Here is a 17200-nt window from a genome sequence, read left to right as displayed (position 1 = left end):
CGGCGGCCGGCGTGGGCGTCGCCGCGGCCCGCTCGGGCGGTACGCGGGCCGCCGCCGCGGACAGCGGCGCGGCGGTGCCGTTCCACGGGGCGCACCAGGCCGGCATCGCCACCGCCGTCCAGGACCGGCTGCACTTCGCCGCGTTCGACGTGACGACGAAGGACCGGGCCGAACTGGTCGCCCTGCTCAAGGAGTGGACCCGGGCGGCCGAGCGGATGGCCGCCGGCCACGCGGTCGGCGACGGCGCCTACGGGGGCCCGGCCGAGGCCCCGCCGGACGACACGGGCGAGGCGCTGGGCCTCAGGCCGTCCCGGCTGACGCTGACGATCGGCTTCGGGCCCTCGCTGTTCGCCAAGGGGCGCTTCGGCCTGGAGGACCGGCGCCCCGACGCGCTCGTCGACCTGCCGAAGTTCCCCGGTGACAACCTGGACACGTCCCGCAGCGGCGGCGACCTGTGCGTCCAGGCGTGTGCGGACGACCCGCAGGTCGCCGTGCACGCCATCCGCAACCTCGCCAGGATCGGCATGGGCCGCTGCGCGATCCGCTGGTCGCAGCTGGGCTTCGGCAAGACGTCCTCCACGACGCCCGACGCCCAGACCCCGCGCAACATGCTCGGCTTCAAGGACGGCACCCGGAACATCTCCGGCACCGACACCGCCGCCCTGGACCGGCACGTGTGGGTCGGGGCGAAGGACGGGGCGGACTGGATGACCGGGGGCTCCTACCTGGTCGCCCGGCGCATCCGGATGCACATCGAGACCTGGGACCGCGCCTCGCTCCAGGAGCAGGAGGACGTCTTCGGCCGCGACAAGGGCGAGGGCGCGCCGGTGGGTAAGTCGAAGGAGCGCGACGAGCCGTTCCTGAAGGCGATGCTGCCGACCGCGCACGTGCGCCTCGCCCACCCGGACAGCAACGACGGGGCGACGATCCTGCGCCGCGGCTACTCCTTCACGGACGGCACCGACGGCCTCGGCCGGCTCGACGCGGGGCTGTTCTTCCTCGCCTACCAGCGCGACACGCGCAAGGGGTTCGTCCCCCTGCAACGGCGGCTGGCGGCACACGACGCACTCAACGAGTACATCCAGCACGTGGGTTCGGCGCATTTCGCCGTCCCGCCGGGCGTCCGCGACACGGACGACTGGTGGGGCCGGGCGCTGTTCTCGTAACGGGACTCGAAGCGGAAAGGGAACCGAGACGTGTTCAGCAACTTCCTGATCGGGCTGCGCGAGGGGCTTGAGGCCAGCCTGGTCGTCTGCATCCTCATCGCGTACCTGGTGAAGACCGGCAACCGCGACAAGCTGCCGCCGATCTGGATCGGTGTGTCCATCGCGGTCGTGGTCAGCCTGGCGTTCGGCGCGGGGCTCGAGTTCGGCTCGCAGGAGATGACGTTCAAGGCTCAGGAGGCGCTCGGCGGTTCGCTGTCGATCGTCTCGGTCGGCCTGGTGACGTGGATGGTCTTCTGGATGCGGCGCACCGCGCGCCATCTGAAGGCGGAGCTGCACGGCAAGCTGGACGCGGCGCTCGCGATGGGCACCGGCGCGCTCGTCGCCACCGCGCTCCTCGCGGTCGGCCGGGAGGGCCTGGAGACCTCGCTGTTCGTGTGGCGGGCGGTGCACGCGGCGGACGACGGCTGGCACCCGATGATCGGCGCGGTGCTGGGGATCGTCACGGCGGTCGTGCTGGGCTGGCTGTTCTACCGGGGCGCGCTGAAGATCAACCTGGCGAAGTTCTTCACCTGGACCGGCGGGATGCTGGTGGTCGTCGCCGCGGGCGTGCTCGCCTACGGGGTGCACGACCTCCAGGAGGCGGAGTTCCTCGGCGGTCTGCGGAACGTGGCGTTCGACATCAGCTCCACGATCCCTCCGGACAGCTGGTACGGGACGCTGCTGAAGGGCACGTTCAACTTCCAGCCGGACCCGACCGTCCTCCAGCTCACGGTGTGGGCCCTGTATCTGGTCCCGGCCCTCGCGCTGTTCCTGTCCCCGGTAGGGTTCGGACGGTCAGTGGCGACGGATCAGAAGGCGCGGAAGGCAACGGATGAGAAGTCTGAAGCCGGCACGGCCGGTGACGGGACTCGCGGTGGCGACGGTGCTGAGCTTGACGGCGAGCGGGTGCATGACGGTGCACGGCGAGCTGGAAGTCGTGCCGGCGGCGACGAAGTCTGAGGCCGCGCAGGCCCTGAAGGAGTTCACCGCCGCGTACAACGCCGCGGACAAGGCGTACGATCCGGCGCTCGACGCCGACCGGGTGACCGGCTCGCTCGGCGCCATCAACCAGGCCGGGCTGAAGGCCCGCCACACGATCGAGCCGACCGGCAACACCCGGCACCAGCCGCTGGAGCTGACCGACGCCACGTTCGTCATACCCAAGAAGGCGGGCTGGCCGCGCTGGTTCCTCGCCGACACGGACTCCAACCGCGACCAGGACGCGGGCGACCAGGACACCCGCTGGCTGCTGGCCTTCGTCAGGACCGGCCCCGACGCGGGCTGGAAGGCCGCCTATCTGTCGGTCGTCGCCCCCGACCGGATACCCGCCCTCGCGAAGGACGGCGACGGCCGGGCCGAGCCGGTCGCGGCGGACAGCGCCGAGCTGGCCGTGGCCCCGCAGGACCTGGGCACGCAGTACACGCGGTACCTGCAGAAGGGCACGCCCGACGTGTTCGCGCCGGGCGCCGCGACCTCCCAGTGGCGCGACGCCCGGCTGAACACCAAGCGGGCGGGGTTCTCGTACCAGTACGTCGACCAGCCGCTCGACGACGGCACGTTCGCGCCCCTCGCGCTGGCGACCGAGGACGGCGGGGCGCTGGTCTTCTTCAGCAGCAAGCACTTCGAACGGCAGACCGCCGCGAAGGGGCTGCGCCCGGAGGTGGACCCCGATGTGGAGGCGCTGCTCACCGGTGAGGTGAAGAGCACCCTGACCAAGGAGCGGGTCTCCAGCCAGCTGGTGTACGTCCCCGAGAAGGGCGGCGCGGCCCGCAAGGTGACCGTCCTGAACCGGCTCCCCGGCCTGACGGCGGCGAAGGGCTCGTAGCGGGGCGACGGGAGACCCCCCGCTCCCGGTCACCGGCGCAGCGGCCAGGCCACCGCGTCGTGGTCGACGTCGCTCTGCTCGGCGGAGCCCACGAACCGCGCGCACGCGTCCGTCAGCGTCTCCAGGAGCGTCAGCGGGTCGGGCAGCGGGTGCTCGGGGCCCCGCAGCCAGGCGACGTCCAGCTCACCGGGGAGCAGGGCGGGCGGCAGCAGCACATAGCTGCCCCGGCAGTGCCAGCGCAGGCCCGGGTGCTCGTCCATCGTCTCGGGGTGGCAGTCCAGCTCGCACGGCCACCACTCGTCCTCGTCCTCCGGCGTGCCGCGCGTCGCCGTGAAGAACAGCATCCGGTCGTCGCCGGAGCGGGCCACGGGGCCGACCTCGACACCGGCGTCGAGCAGCCGCTCCAGCGCCTGGGCGCCCGCGGAGAGCGGGACGTCGAGCACGTCGTGGATCATGCCGGTCGCCGTGATGAAGTTGGCCTGCGGCTGGCTGCGGGCCCAGCGCTCGATCTGGGCGCGGTCGGTGGTGGACTGCGTCTGCCAGGCGAAGGAGATCGGATGGCGGGCCGGGGTGGGACAGCCGATGCGTTCGCACGAACATCGGTAGCCGACCGGGTGGGCGGCGGGCGCGATCGGCATTCCGGCTTCGGCGACAGCCAGGAGCAGCGCCTCCCGTGCGGTGTCGTCGACCTCGCGCTGCTGCGGTTTGGGTCGTCGCCGCAGCCACTGGGAAAACTTGCTCTCTGAGCCGCGATTACGGCCGAAATCGGCGCCCATCTATCCCCTTGCCTTTGCGTTGCCCCTGCCCATGGTCCCACCATCCTGCGCCTCGGGTGGCCAGAGCGCGGAAGCGGGGTGGGACGGCCGATGCCGCACGGTGGGCACTATCACACGCTTTGTCATGAAAGGGCGCGTACTTTCCCGGCCCCGGGCCGGAAAGGGGCGCGCGCGGCCGGCCGCGTCCGCCCGAACCACCCGATCGGACCACTGTGTCCGGGGCCCCGTACGGCGCACCATGGGCTCACGCACACACCCGTGCGACGCACCGGCCGCAGCGGCCACCAGCCGCCGCGACGACTCGTGAGGAGCCTTCGTTGCCCACCCGTCGCCCGACCGCCACCCCTCACCGAGGCGCTTCGCGCCGCCCCTCCAGCCGTCAGGCCACACCCCGGCACTACCTGATGTGTGCCCCTTCCCACTTCAGGGTGACGTATTCCATCAATCCCTGGATGGACCCCACCAAGCCGGTCGACCTGCCGCTGGCGCAGACCCAGTGGGAGGACCTGCGCGACCGCTACCGCGCGCTCGGCCACACGGTCGATCTGCTGGAGCCGTACCCCGACCTGCCCGACATGGTCTTCGCGGCGAACGGGGCCACGGTGATCGACGGCCGGGTGCTGGGCGCCCGCTTCGCGTACCGTGAGCGGTTCGAGGAGGCCGCCGCCCACCGCGACTGGTTCCGCGGCCACGGCTTCACCGAGATCCACGAGCCCGACCACGTCAACGAGGGCGAGGGCGACTTCGCGGTGACCTCCTCGTACGTCCTGGCCGGGCGGGGCTTCCGGTCGAGTCCGCTCTCGCACGCGGAGGCGCAGGAGTTCTTCGGCCGTCCGGTGATCGGCCTCGATCTGGTGGACCCGCGCTACTACCACCTCGATACGGCCCTGAGCGTGCTCGACGAGGCGGCCGACGAGGTCATGTACTACCCGCCGGCCTTCTCCCCGGGCAGCCGCGCGGTGCTGGCCCGGCTCTTCCCGGACGCGCTGATCGCCGAGGAGGCGGACGCCGCCGCGCTCGGTCTGAACGCGGTCAGCGACGGACGCCACGTGCTGCTGCCGCAGGCCGCGACGGGCCTGTTCGACCCGTTGCGGGCGCGCGGTTTCGAGCCGGTGCCGATGGACCTGAGCGAGCTGCTGAAGGGCGGCGGCAGCGTGAAGTGCTGCACGCAGGAGCTGCGGGGCTAGGGATGGGCTAGGGAGTGTCCTGCGGCGGCGGCCAGGCGTCGCCCCAGTCGGTGTCCCGGGCGGCGCGGTACAGCTCGCCGTGCCGCTTGGTGACCGTGGCCCGCCGCAGGCCCTCGTCGCGGGTGCAGAGCTCCAGGAGCACCTGGCCCTTGCGGATCTGCGGCCTGCGGGTGACCCGGGCGGCCACGGGCCGGGGCGCGAAGCGGGTGGCGGCGACGTAGCTGAACTTCTCGTCCTCGTACGCCAGCGTGCCGCCCTTGACCTTGCGGTGCAGGGAGGAGCGGCTGACCCGGGCCGAGAAGTGGCACCAGTCGGTGCCCGGCTCGATAGGGCAGGCGCCGCTGTGCGGGCAGGGCGCGGCGACGGTGAGCCCGGCGGCGATCAGCCGGTCGCGGGCCTCGATGATGCGGGCGTAGCCGTCGGGGGTGCCTGCCTCGACCACCACGACGGCCTGGGCGGCCCCGGCGGCGGCGTCGATGAGGGCGGTGCGGGCCTGGCCGGTCAGCTCGTTGAGTACGTAGGAGATCGTCACCAGGTCCGTGGCGGGGAGGTCCAGGTCCTTGCCGATGCGGGCGCGCTGCCAGTCGGCGGTGCGCAGGGCGGGCAGGCCGGAGGCGCCGGCCAGTTCGCGGCCCAGGGCGAGCGCGGGTTCGGCCCAGTCCAGGACCGTGGTGCGGTGGCCCTCCCACTCCCCGGCGACGGCCCAGCTCGCGGCCCCGGTGCCGCCGCCGATGTCGGTGTGCGTGGCGGGCGCCCAGTCGGGGGCGGCCGCGTGCAGGGCGCCGAGGGCGGCCCGTACGGCTTCGAAGGTGGCCGGCATCCGGTACGCGGCGTACGCGACCACGTCCGATCGGTCGCGGAGCACCGGGGTGTCCGTGGGGATCGTGCCCCGGTAGTGGGCGATGAGCCGGTCGACGGCCTGGCCCGCCTGCTTGGGCGGCAGCCCGTCGAGGAGTCCGGCCAGGGCCGCGCGCAGGGCTTCCGCGGTGGGGAGGGTGGCGTTCACCGAGGAATTGTAGGCGGGCGGGGGGGCGCTCAGATCGCGGAGGTGCGCTGCCAGGGGCGGCACAGGCCGAGGAAGCAGACGAGCGCGCCGGCCGCGCAGACGAGCTGGACGACGGCCATGGGCACCGCGGTCTCCTCGCCCGCGATCCCGACGAGCGGGGAGGCGACGGCCCCGATCAGGAACTGCGAGGTGCCGAGCAGCGCGGAGGCCGATCCGGCGGCGTGCTTGGTGCGCATCAGCGCCTGGGCGTTGGTGTTGGGCATCGCCAGGCCCATCGCCGACATCAGCACGAACAGCCCGGCGGCCACCGGCACGAGCCCGACGTCGCCGAAGGCGCCGGAGGTCATCAGGAGCAGGGCGACCGCGGCGGTCACGATGACGACGAGTCCGCAGGTGAGGGCCTTGTCGAGGCTGACCCGGCCGACGAGCAGCTTGCCGTTGATCTGGCCGACGGTGATCAGGCCGATGGAGTTGATGCCGAACAGCAGGCTGAAGGTCTGCGGGGAGGCGCCGTAGATCTCCTGGATGACGAAGGGCGAGGCGCTCACGTAGGCGAAGAGGGCTGCGAAGGCGAGGCTGCCCGCGATCATGTAGCCGGTGAAGACGCGGTCGGCGAGCAGGGCGCGCATCGTGCGCAGCGCGTCGCCGATGCCGCCGGTGTGGCGCTCGGCGGGCGGCAGGGTCTCGCCGAGCCACTTCCAGACGACGAGGGTGAACAGGACGCCGACCACGGTGAGGACGGCGAAGATGCCGCGCCAGTCGGTGAGCCGCAGGACCTGGCCGCCGATGACCGGCGCGATGACGGGGGCGACGCCGGAGATCAGCATCAGGGTCGAGAAGAACCGCGCCATCGCGACGCCGTCGTACATGTCGCGCACCACGGCCCGGGCGATGACGATGCCGGCCGCGCCCGCGAGGCCCTGGATCAGGCGGAAGGCGATCAGGAGCCCGGCGGACGGGGCGAAGATGCAGAGCGCGGTGGCGAGGACGTAGACCACCATGCCGAGGAGCAGCGGGCGGCGCCTGCCCCAGCGGTCGCTCATCGGTCCGACTACGACCTGGCCGAGCGCCATGCCGGTGAGGCAGGCGGTGAGGGTGAGCTGAACGGTGGCGGCGGGGGCGTGCAGCGAGTCGGTGACCGCGGGGAGCGCCGGGAGGTACATGTCCATGGACAGCGGCGGGAGCGCGGTCAGGCCGCCGAGGACCAGGGTGACGAGGAGGCCGGTGCGCCGGGCGGCGGCGGTGGCTCCGCCGGGAAGTGGGGCCCCGCCGTGAGGAGCGGCGGCGGTTCCGGTGGTGTCGGTGGTACGTATCTGCTGGGCCCGGCTGACGCCGCTCTCCGGCATTCTCATCTCCATAGTTGTTGAATCCGGCTCTATGCTCTCAGCTCAGCGGGGATGGTCGACACCTTTTTGGGAGCGTGCATGAGCAGGACTGTCCGTTGGGGCGTGCTGGCGACTGGTGGGATCGCGACGACGTTCACCGCTGATCTGCGGGCCATGCCCGATGCGGAGGTGGTGGCCGTGGCCTCCCGTACGGATGCCTCGGCGCAGGCGTTCGCGGAGCGGTTCGGGATACCGAGGGCGTACGGCAGCTGGGCCGGTCTGGTCGCGGACGACGAGGTCGACGTGGTGTACGTGGCCACGCCGCACTCCGCGCACCGGGAGGCCGCCGCGCTCGCACTGGAGGCCGGGAAGCACGTGCTGTGCGAGAAGGCGTTCACGCTCAACGAGCGCGAGGCCCGGGAGCTGGTGAAGCTCGCCCGGGACCGCGGGGTCTTCCTGATGGAAGCGATGTGGACGTACTGCAACCCGGTCGTGCGGCGGCTGACCGAGCTGGTGCGGGACGGGGCGATCGGCGAGATCCGCACCGTGCAGGCCGACTTCGGCTTCGCGGGCGACCTGGGGCCGGGGCACCGGCTGCGCGACCCGCGGCTGGGCGGCGGCGCGCTGCTGGACCTGGGCGTGTATCCGGTGGCGTTCGCGCAGCTGCTGCTGGGCGAGCCGGACCGGGTGCAGGCGGACGCGCTGCTGTCGCCGGAGGGCGTGGACCTGAACACCGGGATGCTGCTGGGCTGGGACTCGGGTGCCACCGCGCTGCTGTCCTGCTCGATCGTCGGGCACCACCCGACCGCCGCCACGGTGATCGGGACGGGCGGGCGGATCGACATCCCGCACAGCTTCTTCCACCCGCAGGGCTTCACGCTGCACCGGGCGGGCGGCGAGCCCGAGGAGATCACCTCGGGCCCGGGTCCGCGGGGTCTGTCGGGGATGCAGTACGAGGCGGCCGAGGTGATGCGCGCGGTCCGGGCGGGCGAGACGGAGTCCCCGCTGGTGCCGCTGGAGGGTTCGCTCGCGGTGATGCGGACGCTCGACGCGGTGCGTGACCGCGTCGGCGTCCGCTACCCGGTGGACGCGTAGGCGCCGGCCCGTAGGGATCAGGCAGGCTTCAGGCCCGGGTCGCCGGCCTCGGTGACGTAGGAGCCGGCGGTGGTGACGGGGGCGCCCGGCTTGGTGACGGCGGAGACCGTACGGAAGTCGGCGCGCGCCCGGCGCTCCTGGAGGGTGACGACGGCGTAGCCGCGGCGCCCGTTGTAGAACTTCAGGTGCGGGTTGGCCCGCGTGAGGTTGGTGTAGTTGGACGGCTTCTCGGAGCCGTCCTTGCCGCTGGTGACGGACGTGGTGACGATCTCGGTGCCGACGGTGCGCGACGCCGGGTCGTCGAAGTCCCGCTTGAGGTCGAAGGCGTAGCTCACGTGCACATCGCCGGTGAGCACCATGAGGTTGTCCACGCCGGCGCGCTCGGCGCCCTTCAGGATGCGGTCGCGGGAGGCCGGGTAGCCGTCCCAGGAGTCCATGGACAGCTTGAAGGCGTCGGTCGGCACGTCGCGCCGCTGGGCGAAGGTGACCTGCTGCGGCACGACGTTCCAGGTGGCGTGCGAGTGGCGCCAGCCGTCGATGAGCCAGCGCTCCTGGGTGGCACCGGTCAGGGTGCGCTTCGGGTCCTCGGACTCGGGCCCGGGGGTCTGCCAGCCGTCGCCGTACGCCTGGTCGCTGCGGTACTGGCGGGTGTCGAGGACGTCGAACTGGGCGAGCCGGCCGAAGTTCAGCCGGCGGTAGAGCCGCATGTCGGGTCCGGTCGGCCGCTGGGGCGCGCGCAGCGGCTGGTTCTCCCAGTACGCGCGGTACGCGGCGGCCCGGCGGATCAGGAACTCCTCGCGCGGTGCGTCGTCCTCGGAGATGTCGCCCGCGTAGTTGTTCTCGGTCTCGTGGTCGTCCCAGGTGACGACGAAGGGGTGCGCCGCGTGGGCGGCGCGCAGGTCGGGGTCGGACTTGTAGAGGGCGTACCGCAGGCGGTAGTCCTCCAGCGTGGCCGTCTCCCGGTTGAAGAGGGCGGGCAGGGTGCGGTCGGTGTAGTCGCGGGCGCCGCCGGTCGCGGTGACGGCGTACTCGTAGAGGTAGTCGCCGAGGTGGAAGACGACGTCCACGTCCTCCTGGGCGAGGTGCTTGTACGCGGTGAAGTAGCCGTCGTGGTACGCCTGGCAGGAGACGGCGGCGAGGCTCAGTTCGCGCTTGCGGGCGCCGGGCGCGGGCGCGGTGCGGGTGCGGCCGACGGGGCTGGTCCACTGTCCGGCGCGGAAGCGGTAGTAGAGGACGCGGTCCGGGGCGAGGCCCTGGACCTCGACGTGCACGCTGTGGTGGAACTCCGGGTGCGCGTAGGTGGTGCCGCGCCGGACGACGCGGGTGAAGCGCTCGTCGTGGGCCAGCTCCCAGCGGACCTCGACGCGGGCGTCGGGCAGCCCGCTGCCGGGTTCGAACGGGCGGGGCGCGAGCCGTGTCCACAGGAGGACGGAGGCGGGCAGCGGGTCGCCCGACGCGACGCCGAGGGTGAACGGGTCCTCGGCGATCCGTCGGGCCTGCATCTCGCGCGCACTGGCGGTCCCGGCGGCGGGCAGGCCGACCGAGAAGGCGAGCGCGGCGGCGGCTCCGGTGACGGTGAGGAAGCGGCGGCGATCGGTGTGCCGGGCGGCGTCGCGCAGCTCCTGCTGTGGCGATGAGTGCGTCATCTGTCCCTCCCCTGACTGGTGATGTGGGGGAAGTCCACCGGTCCGGCGCATCCTCCGGTTGTCGTGCTCGCGTCGCGCGGGCGTCGCCTGGATGAGGAGTGCGGCAGGATGGTGCCCCCGGGGGCAAACTCCGCGTACGCGGCCAAACCATGATCATCGCGTGGGGCCGCGAGGGGGCGGGAATCGCCGGACCGGTCCCCGGAATCACCCCTGGGGGGACGGGAATCGGCAGCGCCCCGGCGGTCGGGCCCGCGCGCAGGAGGCCGCGCTCCTCGGCCCCGCCCCGGACACCCCCGGCGGACACCGCCGCGCGTACGCTGCGGCTGCATGAGCAACGGACTGTTGAATTCCACGACGAGGACGGCAGTGGTCACGGGTGCGGGCTCCGGGATCGGGCGGGCGGTGGCGCTCGCCCTGACCGGTGCCGGCTGGGCGGTCGCGCTGGCGGGCCGGCGCCCGGACCCGCTCGCCGAGACCGCCGCGCTGGCCGGCGAACGGGCCCGGGTGATCACCGTCCCCGCCGACGTCACCCGCCCGCAGGACGTGGACGCGCTGTTCTCCTCCGTACGGGAGTGCTTCGGCCGCCTCGATCTGCTCTTCAACAACGCGGGCAGCTTCGGGCCGGGCGCGGTACCGGTGGAGGACCTCGCGTACGAGGACTGGCACGGCGTCGTCGACGTGAACCTGACGGGCGCCTTCCTGTGCGCGCAGGCGGCGTACCGGCAGATGAAGGAGCAGGACCCGCAGGGCGGCCGGATCATCAACAACGGCTCGGTCTCCGCGCACACGCCCCGCCCGCACTCGGTGGCGTACACCGCGACCAAGCACGCCATCACCGGCCTGACGAAGTCGCTTTCGCTGGACGGGCGCCCCCACCGGATCGCCTGCGGCCAGATCGACATCGGGAACGCGGCGACCGACATGACCGAGCGGATGCGGACGGGCACGCTCCAGGCCAACGGCGAACTGGCCGTGGAGCCGGTGATGGCGGCCGCCGACGTGGCCCGGACGGTGCTCCACATGGCGGAGCTGCCGCTGGAGGCGAACGTCCAGTTCGCGACGGTCATGGCGACGGCGATGCCGTACGTGGGGCGCGGCTGACGCGGATTGTGCCGTATCCGTCCCGGCGTCCGCGTCCTGCCCTTATGCTCACAGTCCTTCACCGGAACTCCACACAAGGAACACAGCATGCGCATACGCACCGCGGCGCCCCTCGCTCTGGCCGCCACGACCGCACTCGCCGGTTCGCTGCTCCTCGCGACGCCGGCCTCGGCCGCGAAGCACCAGGGCGGAGTGCATCTCGGCAAGATCCAGTACGACAGCCCCGGCAAGGACACCCGGTCCAACGCCTCGCTGAAGGCCGAATGGGTCGAGATACACAACAACACCAAGTCGAAGGTGCAGCTCAAGGGCTACAAGCTCAAGGACAACACCGGCTACACGTACACCTTCGGCAGCTACAACGTCAGCCCCGGCAAGACCGTCAAGGTCCACACCGGCAAGGGCACGACCAGTCCCGGCCATGTGTACTGGAACCGCGGCTCGTACGTCTGGAACAACACCGGTGACAAGGCGCGGCTGATCAAGCCGAGCGGCGCGCTGCTGGACTCCTGCTCCTGGACGAAGTCCGGCACCGGCACCAAGAACTGCCACTGAGTCACACGGCCCGCCCCGGGGGCCCGCCCGAGAAGGGTGCGGGCCCCCGGGATTGCCGTCGCCGGGCCCGGGGCTGTGCGGCACATGAGCGATCTTCCCGCGGCCGGACCCCCCGAGGTGCTGCGCTACACGGCGTTCTCCGCCGACCCCGAGGGCGGCGACCCCGCCGGGGTCGTGCTCGACGCCGCCGGTCTGGACGACGCGGCCATGCTGGCCGTGGCGGCGGAGCTCGGCTACAGCGAGTCGGCCTTCCTGACCGGGCGGACCGAGGCGGCGTGCCCGGCGCGCGCGGGTACGTGATCCGCTACTTCAGCCCGAAGGCCGAGGTGCCGTTCTGCGGCCACGCCACCGTCGCGACGGCCCTGGCCCTCGCCGAGCGGGGCGGCCCCGGGGAGCCGGAGTTCACCACCCGCGCCGGTGCGGTGCCGGTCTCCGTGGTCCGCGAGGACGGCGAGCTGCGGGCCACCCTGGCCGGCGTGGAACCGCACATCGAGGAGCTGTCCCTCGTACCGGAGACCGTCGAGTTGACCCTGCACCAGGGTGAGGACATGGGCCGCCCCGGCACGCTCACGGTGACGCTGCGGGCGGGCGACGCGCGGGTGCGGGTGAGCGGCTCGGGTGCCCGCCTGCCCGAGCCGGCCTGAACGGGGCCAGGCCGGGTCCTCGCGCCTAGGGTGGGAGGAGTGACTGCCCGTCATCAATGCGACAGGAGTGCCTCATGTCCATCCGCCGCGTGGTTCCCAACATCCCGGTCGGTGCGAGCGACGACACGGAGGCCGGCGCGGCCGCGCTGCGGGAGAACGCCGCGTTCTACGGCCTGCTGGGCTTCGAGGAGGTCATGAACCACGGCTGGATCATGACCCTGGCGTCGCCCTCCCGGCCCGCGGCCCAGATCAGCGTCATGACCGCCGACAGGACGGGGCCGGTCACCCCGGACCTGAGCGTGGAGGTGGACGACGTGGACGCGGTGCACGCCGCGCTGACCGGCGCCGGCGCCGAGATCGTGTACGGCCCGCACGACGAGGAGTGGGGCGTGCGCCGCTTCTTCGTACGCGACCCGAACGGGCGCGTGATCAATGTGCTGACGCACCGCTGAGCCGCAGGACCCGGGGCCGATTCCCCACCGGCGGCCCGGCCCCGGCCCCGACGTCCCTGCGCACGCCCGCTGACGGTCCGGTTCAGTCCTGCTGGGCGACCTCCTTGTTCACCTCGGCGGGCGATTCGTACTCCTTCTCCGGCAGGCTCTTCAGCGCTGCCATGACCTCGTCGCCGGCACCGTTCTGGCGTGCCTGCTCCACGATCGCGTCCTTGCCGGCGGGGTAGCCGACGCCGCTGAGGCACTTCTGCAGTTCGATCGGGTTCGCGTTCATGGGAACGAGGTACCCGCGCCGGGGTGCGGGATCGCGCCGTCGGGGCGCCCGTGACCCGATTGCCCGCCCGCCGTAACCGCAACGGAGCCCTGAGACCCGTGGTGCGAAGTCCGCGCACCCTCCTCGGCGTGGTCCGTTCGGGTAGCCGTAACCCGGGTACACGCCGCTGATGACGGGCTCGACGGCCCACCGGGCGCAAGATGGCCGGTGGCCGCCGCCGTGCCGTCTGCGGACCGGGTCCGATCGGGAGGGTGTATGGCGTCGCTGGACGAACAACGGGAAACGGCGACGGGGCGGGGGCGGGAGGAGCGGGCGCGGACCGAGCGGCGGGTCGGCGGAGGCGCGAGACTGCTGAGGCTGCTGTCGACGACCGACCACAAGGTCATCGGCAACATGTACCTGGTCACCTCGTTCGCGTTCTTCCTGTTCGCCGGCGCGCTGGCCATGGTCATGCGCGCCGAACTCGCCCGGCCCGGGATGCAGATCGTCTCGCCGGAGCAGTACAACCAGCTGTTCACCGTGCACGGCACGATCATGATGCTGCTGTTCGCCACCCCCACCTTCACCGGCTTCGCCAACGCGGTCATGCCCCTGCAGATCGGGGCGCCGGACGTGGCCTTCCCCCGGCTGAACGCGTACACGTACTGGGTGTACCTCTTCGGCGGGCTGATGGTCGTCTCGGGGTTCCTGACGGCCAACGGCGCCGCCGCCTTCGGCTGGTTCGCGTACGCGCCGCTGAACGGGCCGGTGTTCTCGCCCGGGACCGGCGGGGACCTGTGGGTGATGGGGCTCGTCGTCTCCGGGCTGAGCACGATCCTCGGCTCGGTCAACTTCATCACCACGATCGTCTGCCTGCGGGCCCCGGGGATGACGCTGTTCCGGATGCCGATCTTCACCTGGAACGTGCTCTTCACGTCGATCCTGGCGCTGCTCGCCTTCCCGGTGCTGACGGCGGCGCTGCTCGCCCTGGAGGCGGACCGGAAGTTCGGGGCGCACGTCTTCGACGCGGCCAACGGCGGGGCGCTGCTGTGGCAGCACCTGTTCTGGTTCTTCGGCCACCCCGAGGTGTACATCGTGGCGCTGCCGTTCTTCGGTGTGGTCACCGAGATCCTGCCGGTCTTCAGCCGCAAACCGGCCTTCGGCTACATCGGCCTGGTCGGTGCCACCGTCGCCATCACCGGGCTCTCGGCGACGGTCTGGGCGCACCACATGTTCGCGACGGGCGGGGTGCTGCTGCCGTTCTTCTCGCTGATGTCGTTCCTGATCGCGGTGCCGACGGGCGTGAAGTTCTTCAACTGGATCGGCACGATGTGGCACGGCTCGCTGTCGTTCGAGACGCCGATGCTGTGGTCCATGGGCTTCCTCGTCACCTTCCTGCTCGGCGGGCTCACGGGGGTGCTCGTGGCGTCGCCGCCGATGGACTTCCACCTGACGGACTCGTACTTCGTCGTCGCGCACCTGCACTACGTGCTGTTCGGGACGATCGTCTTCGCCACGTTCGCCGGGTTCTACTTCTGGTGGCCGAAGTTCACCGGCCGCATGCTCGACGAACGCCTCGGCAAGATCCACTTCTGGACGCTGTTCGTCGGCTTCCAGCTCACCTTCCTCGTCCAGCACTGGCTGGGCGAGCAGGGCATGCCCCGCCGGTACGCGGACTACCTGGCCTCGGACGGGTTCACCACGCTCAACACCCTGTCCACCATCGGGGCGTTCCTGCTGGGCCTGTCCACGCTGCCGTTCCTCTACAACGTCTGGAAGACCTGGCGCTACGGCGTCAAGGTCACCAGTGACGACCCGTGGGGCTGGGGCCGCTCGCTGGAATGGGCGACCAGCTGCCCGCCGCCCCGGCACAACTTCCACGCGCTGCCCCGCATCCGCTCCGAGTCGCCCGCCTTCGACCTGCACCACCCGGAGGCGGGCGCCCCGCTGCCCCGGCAATCCGTCGCCGACGGTGCGGGGAGGGCGGAGCGATGAGGGGCGAGGCATGGCTCTTCACCGGGGTTGCGCTGTTCTTCGCGGTGACCTGCTCGGTGTACGCGGTGTACGCGCCCGACCCTGCGGGCATCGCGGCGCTCACCGTGTCCGGGCTCATGGGGGCGCTGATCGCCGCCTTCCTGTGGCGGCAGGCGTACCGGACGGGGCCGCGCCCCGAGGACCGCAAGGACGTGCGCGTCCAAGAGGTGAGCGGCCGGCGCGGCTACTTCCCGGCGCGCAGCTACTACCCGGCCATCAGCGCGGCCGGTACGGCGCTGCTCGGGCTGGGCACGGTCCAGGGTCTGTGGCTGTTCCTCATCGGGGTCGGCGTGCTGATCCCGGGCGTCTACGGCTTCGTCTTCCAGAACCCCGACCCCGCGCGCTGACGCCCCGGCCGGCGCGGCCCGGCCAGCAGCGCCCGGGCCTCCTTCTCCTGCTCCCGCGTCATCGCGGGCCGCACCTGGTCGCGGTAGTACCAGTGGCTGAGCGCGGACCGCAGCCGCAGGACGAGGCGGGTGCGGGCGGGGGCGCGCCGGGGTGCGGGCAGGTCGAGCGGCCGGGGCAGGTCCCTGGCCAGCAGGACGTACCGCTTGTCGTCGGGCAGCCGCTGGTGCTCCGGCCGGTAGCCGCCCTCGACCGACTGGCGTACGCCCCCGGTCTCCTCGCCGTCCTCCAGCAGCTCCCGGTCCCGCGCCTGGAGGGCCAGGCAGAGCCGGTCGGTCACCACGAACGCCACCGGCGGCAGGACGAACAGAGCGATGCGGAACGCCCAGGTCAGCGCGTGCACCGGTACGTCGAAGACGTCGGCGATCACGTCCTGCGCACCGGCGAGCAGGAGTACCGCGTAGGCCGTCAGGGCGCCGGTCCCGAGCCCGGTGCGGACCGGCCGGTCGCGCGGGCGGTCGCAGACGTGGCGCTCGCCGGAGCCCCCGGTGATCCAGCGCTCGAAGAACGGATACGCGTACAGCACGAGGAAGAGGGCGCCGGGCAGCAGCACGCCGGGCACCAGCGGGTTCCACATCAGGGTGTGGCCCCACAGCCGGGTCTCGACGCCGGGCATGAGCCGCAGCGCGCCTTCCAGGAAGCCGACGTACCAGTCGGGCTGGGCGCCGGTGGAGACCTGGTCGGTGCGGTACGGCCCGTAGTCCCACACCGGGTTGATCTGCGCGACGGCGCCCAGCAGGGCGAGCACGCCGAAGACCATGAAGAAGAGCCCGGCCGACTTCGCCGCGTACTGCGGGAAGAACGGCGGACCGACCACATTGCGGCCGGTCCGCCCCGGCCCCGCCCACTGGGTGTGCTTGAGGTGCACGACGAGGAGCAGATGGAGGCTGACCAGGGCGAGGAGGAGTCCGGGGACGAGCAGGATGTGCACGGGGTAGAGCCGCGAGACGATGTCGTCGCCCGGGTACTGGCCGCCGAAGACGAAGAAGCTCACATAGGTGCCGACGACCGGGAGCGACAGCATGATGCCCTGCGCGGTGCGCAGCCCCGTGCCGGAGAGCAGGTCGTCGGGGAGCGAGTAGCCGGCGAAGCCCTCCAGGAGGGCGAGGAGGAACATCGTCAGCCCCACCGTCCAGTTGACCTCGCGCGGCCTGCGGAACGCGCCGGTGAAGAAGACCCGCAGCATGTGCACGCCGATCGAGGCGACGAAGACGAGCGCCGCCCAGTGGTGGATCTGCCGGACCAGCAGGCCGCCGCGCACGTCGAAGCTGATGCGCAGAGTGCTGGCGTACGCCTCCGACATACGGACCCCGTGGAGGGGCGCGTACGAGCCGGCGTACACCGACTCGGTCATCGACGGCTGGAAGAACAGCGTCAGGTACACGCCGGTGATCAGGAGGACGAGGAAGCTGTAGAGGGCGAGTTCGCCCAGGAGGAAGGACCAGTGGTCCGGGAACGCCTTGCGCAGCAGTGCCCTGGCCGCCCCGGCGAGCGGGAGCCGCGCGTCGACGGCGTCCGCCGCCCTCTCCCCCGTCCGCCGTGCCTTGCCCTCCGGGCGCGCCCTCTTCTTCGACAGCAGCACGAGTCGCCTCTCCGTCGGCCGGTTGTTCCGCTTGTTCCGCGCTCGACGGAAGGGGTACCCCCGGATCTCCCGATGTCACGGCGCGCGGGCCGGGTTCGTCGCAACGGTG

At 72.1% G+C, this 17200-nt stretch carries 16 protein-coding genes and 1 pseudogene; 11 read left to right on the top strand and 6 right to left on the bottom strand.

Annotated features, from left to right (window positions below):
* The 3 genes from efeB to E6R18_RS27605 form a co-directional block, all read left to right on the top strand.
* The coding region (efeB, locus tag E6R18_RS27615) for an iron uptake transporter deferrochelatase/peroxidase subunit (RefSeq protein ID WP_136319606.1) at window positions 1–1166 on the top strand (1166 nt) is incomplete at its 5' end.
* A gap of 30 nt (window positions 1167–1196) precedes the next feature.
* Complete coding sequence (gene efeU / locus E6R18_RS27610; protein WP_136319605.1) at window positions 1197–2165, top strand: iron uptake transporter permease EfeU; 969 nt, start codon at window positions 1197–1199, stop codon at window positions 2163–2165.
* The gene (locus E6R18_RS27605; protein WP_136319604.1) at window positions 2116–3030 is read left to right on the top strand and encodes a hypothetical protein; all 915 of its coding nucleotides are present in this window, start codon (window positions 2116–2118) and stop codon (window positions 3028–3030) included. The genes efeU and E6R18_RS27605 overlap by 50 nt, the downstream gene beginning before the upstream one ends.
* Before the next feature lie 29 nt (window positions 3031–3059).
* Here E6R18_RS27605 and E6R18_RS27600 read toward each other — a convergent pair whose 3' ends face one another.
* Window positions 3060–3806 (bottom strand): bifunctional DNA primase/polymerase, encoded by a 747-nt coding sequence (locus E6R18_RS27600; protein WP_136319603.1) that lies wholly within the window; start codon window positions 3804–3806, stop codon window positions 3060–3062.
* Window positions 3807–4123: 317 nt separating this feature from the next.
* On the opposite strand from E6R18_RS27600, the gene ddaH reads away from it, so the two are divergent.
* Complete coding sequence (ddaH, locus tag E6R18_RS27595) at window positions 4124–4993, top strand: dimethylargininase (RefSeq protein ID WP_346765009.1); 870 nt, start codon at window positions 4124–4126, stop codon at window positions 4991–4993.
* Between the two features lie 7 nt (window positions 4994–5000).
* Here ddaH and E6R18_RS27590 read toward each other — a convergent pair whose 3' ends face one another.
* Both E6R18_RS27590 and E6R18_RS27585 read right to left on the bottom strand, forming a co-directional pair.
* Window positions 5001–5999 carry a small ribosomal subunit Rsm22 family protein gene (locus E6R18_RS27590; protein ID WP_136319602.1) on the bottom strand — a complete coding sequence of 333 codons (999 nt, stop codon included), beginning with the start codon at window positions 5997–5999 and terminating at the stop codon, window positions 5001–5003.
* 29 nt (window positions 6000–6028) lie between these two features.
* Entirely contained in the window at window positions 6029–7345 is a 1317-nt protein-coding gene (locus E6R18_RS27585) for a multidrug effflux MFS transporter (protein ID WP_136319601.1), read from the bottom strand.
* A gap of 78 nt (window positions 7346–7423) precedes the next feature.
* On the opposite strand from E6R18_RS27585, the gene E6R18_RS27580 reads away from it, so the two are divergent.
* Window positions 7424–8419, top strand: coding sequence for a Gfo/Idh/MocA family oxidoreductase (locus tag E6R18_RS27580; RefSeq protein ID WP_206308442.1), 996 nt, complete (start codon window positions 7424–7426; stop codon window positions 8417–8419).
* Between the two features lie 17 nt (window positions 8420–8436).
* Here the strand turns inward: E6R18_RS27580 and E6R18_RS27575 are convergent, their stop codons facing one another.
* On the bottom strand, window positions 8437–10065 hold the full coding sequence (locus E6R18_RS27575) for an alkaline phosphatase D family protein (RefSeq protein WP_136319600.1): 1629 nt from the start codon (window positions 10063–10065) through the stop codon (window positions 8437–8439).
* A gap of 327 nt (window positions 10066–10392) precedes the next feature.
* Here E6R18_RS27575 and E6R18_RS27570 point away from each other — a divergent pair, with 327 nt between their 5' ends.
* The 4 genes and pseudogenes from E6R18_RS27570 (at window position 10393) to E6R18_RS27555 (ending at window position 12817) form a co-directional block, all read left to right on the top strand.
* Window positions 10393–11166 (top strand): SDR family oxidoreductase, encoded by a 774-nt coding sequence (locus tag E6R18_RS27570; protein ID WP_136319599.1) that lies wholly within the window; start codon window positions 10393–10395, stop codon window positions 11164–11166.
* 87 nt (window positions 11167–11253) lie between these two features.
* Window positions 11254–11721, top strand: a complete 468-nt coding sequence (locus E6R18_RS27565) for a lamin tail domain-containing protein (RefSeq protein WP_136319598.1) — start codon at window positions 11254–11256, stop codon at window positions 11719–11721.
* Between the two features lie 84 nt (window positions 11722–11805).
* A pseudogene (locus E6R18_RS27560) lies at window positions 11806–12365 on the top strand (PhzF family phenazine biosynthesis isomerase).
* Window positions 12366–12439: 74 nt separating this feature from the next.
* Window positions 12440–12817, top strand: coding sequence for a VOC family protein (locus E6R18_RS27555; RefSeq protein WP_136319597.1), 378 nt, complete (start codon window positions 12440–12442; stop codon window positions 12815–12817).
* An 82-nt stretch (window positions 12818–12899) separates the two neighbouring features.
* On the opposite strand, the gene E6R18_RS27550 is transcribed toward E6R18_RS27555, so the two are convergent.
* A complete protein-coding gene (locus tag E6R18_RS27550; RefSeq protein ID WP_136319596.1) occupies window positions 12900–13091 on the bottom strand; it encodes a DUF2795 domain-containing protein in 192 nt (63 codons plus the stop codon).
* A 255-nt stretch (window positions 13092–13346) separates the two neighbouring features.
* Between E6R18_RS27550 and ctaD the strand changes: the two genes are divergently transcribed.
* Together ctaD and E6R18_RS27540 are read left to right on the top strand one after the other, a co-directional pair.
* On the top strand, window positions 13347–15065 hold the full coding sequence (gene ctaD / locus E6R18_RS27545) for a cytochrome c oxidase subunit I (RefSeq protein ID WP_136319595.1): 1719 nt from the start codon (window positions 13347–13349) through the stop codon (window positions 15063–15065).
* Window positions 15062–15451: a cytochrome c oxidase subunit 4 gene (locus tag E6R18_RS27540; RefSeq protein WP_136319594.1), complete on the top strand. Its 390-nt coding sequence runs from the start codon at window positions 15062–15064 to the stop codon at window positions 15449–15451. Before ctaD ends, E6R18_RS27540 begins: the two co-directional genes overlap by 4 nt.
* On the opposite strand, the gene E6R18_RS34480 is transcribed toward E6R18_RS27540, so the two are convergent.
* The gene (locus E6R18_RS34480; RefSeq protein WP_136319593.1) at window positions 15412–17091 is read right to left on the bottom strand and encodes a cytochrome bc complex cytochrome b subunit; all 1680 of its coding nucleotides are present in this window, start codon (window positions 17089–17091) and stop codon (window positions 15412–15414) included. The genes E6R18_RS27540 and E6R18_RS34480 overlap by 40 nt on opposite strands.
* Window positions 17092–17200 lie beyond the last annotated feature (109 nt).

The sequence above is a fragment of the Streptomyces sp. A1277 genome (genome assembly GCF_004795015.1).
Taxonomy (GTDB): domain Bacteria; phylum Actinomycetota; class Actinomycetes; order Streptomycetales; family Streptomycetaceae; genus Streptomyces.
Note: the sequence above shows the minus strand (reverse complement) of the source record. Positions and strands in the feature narration are given on the sequence as shown.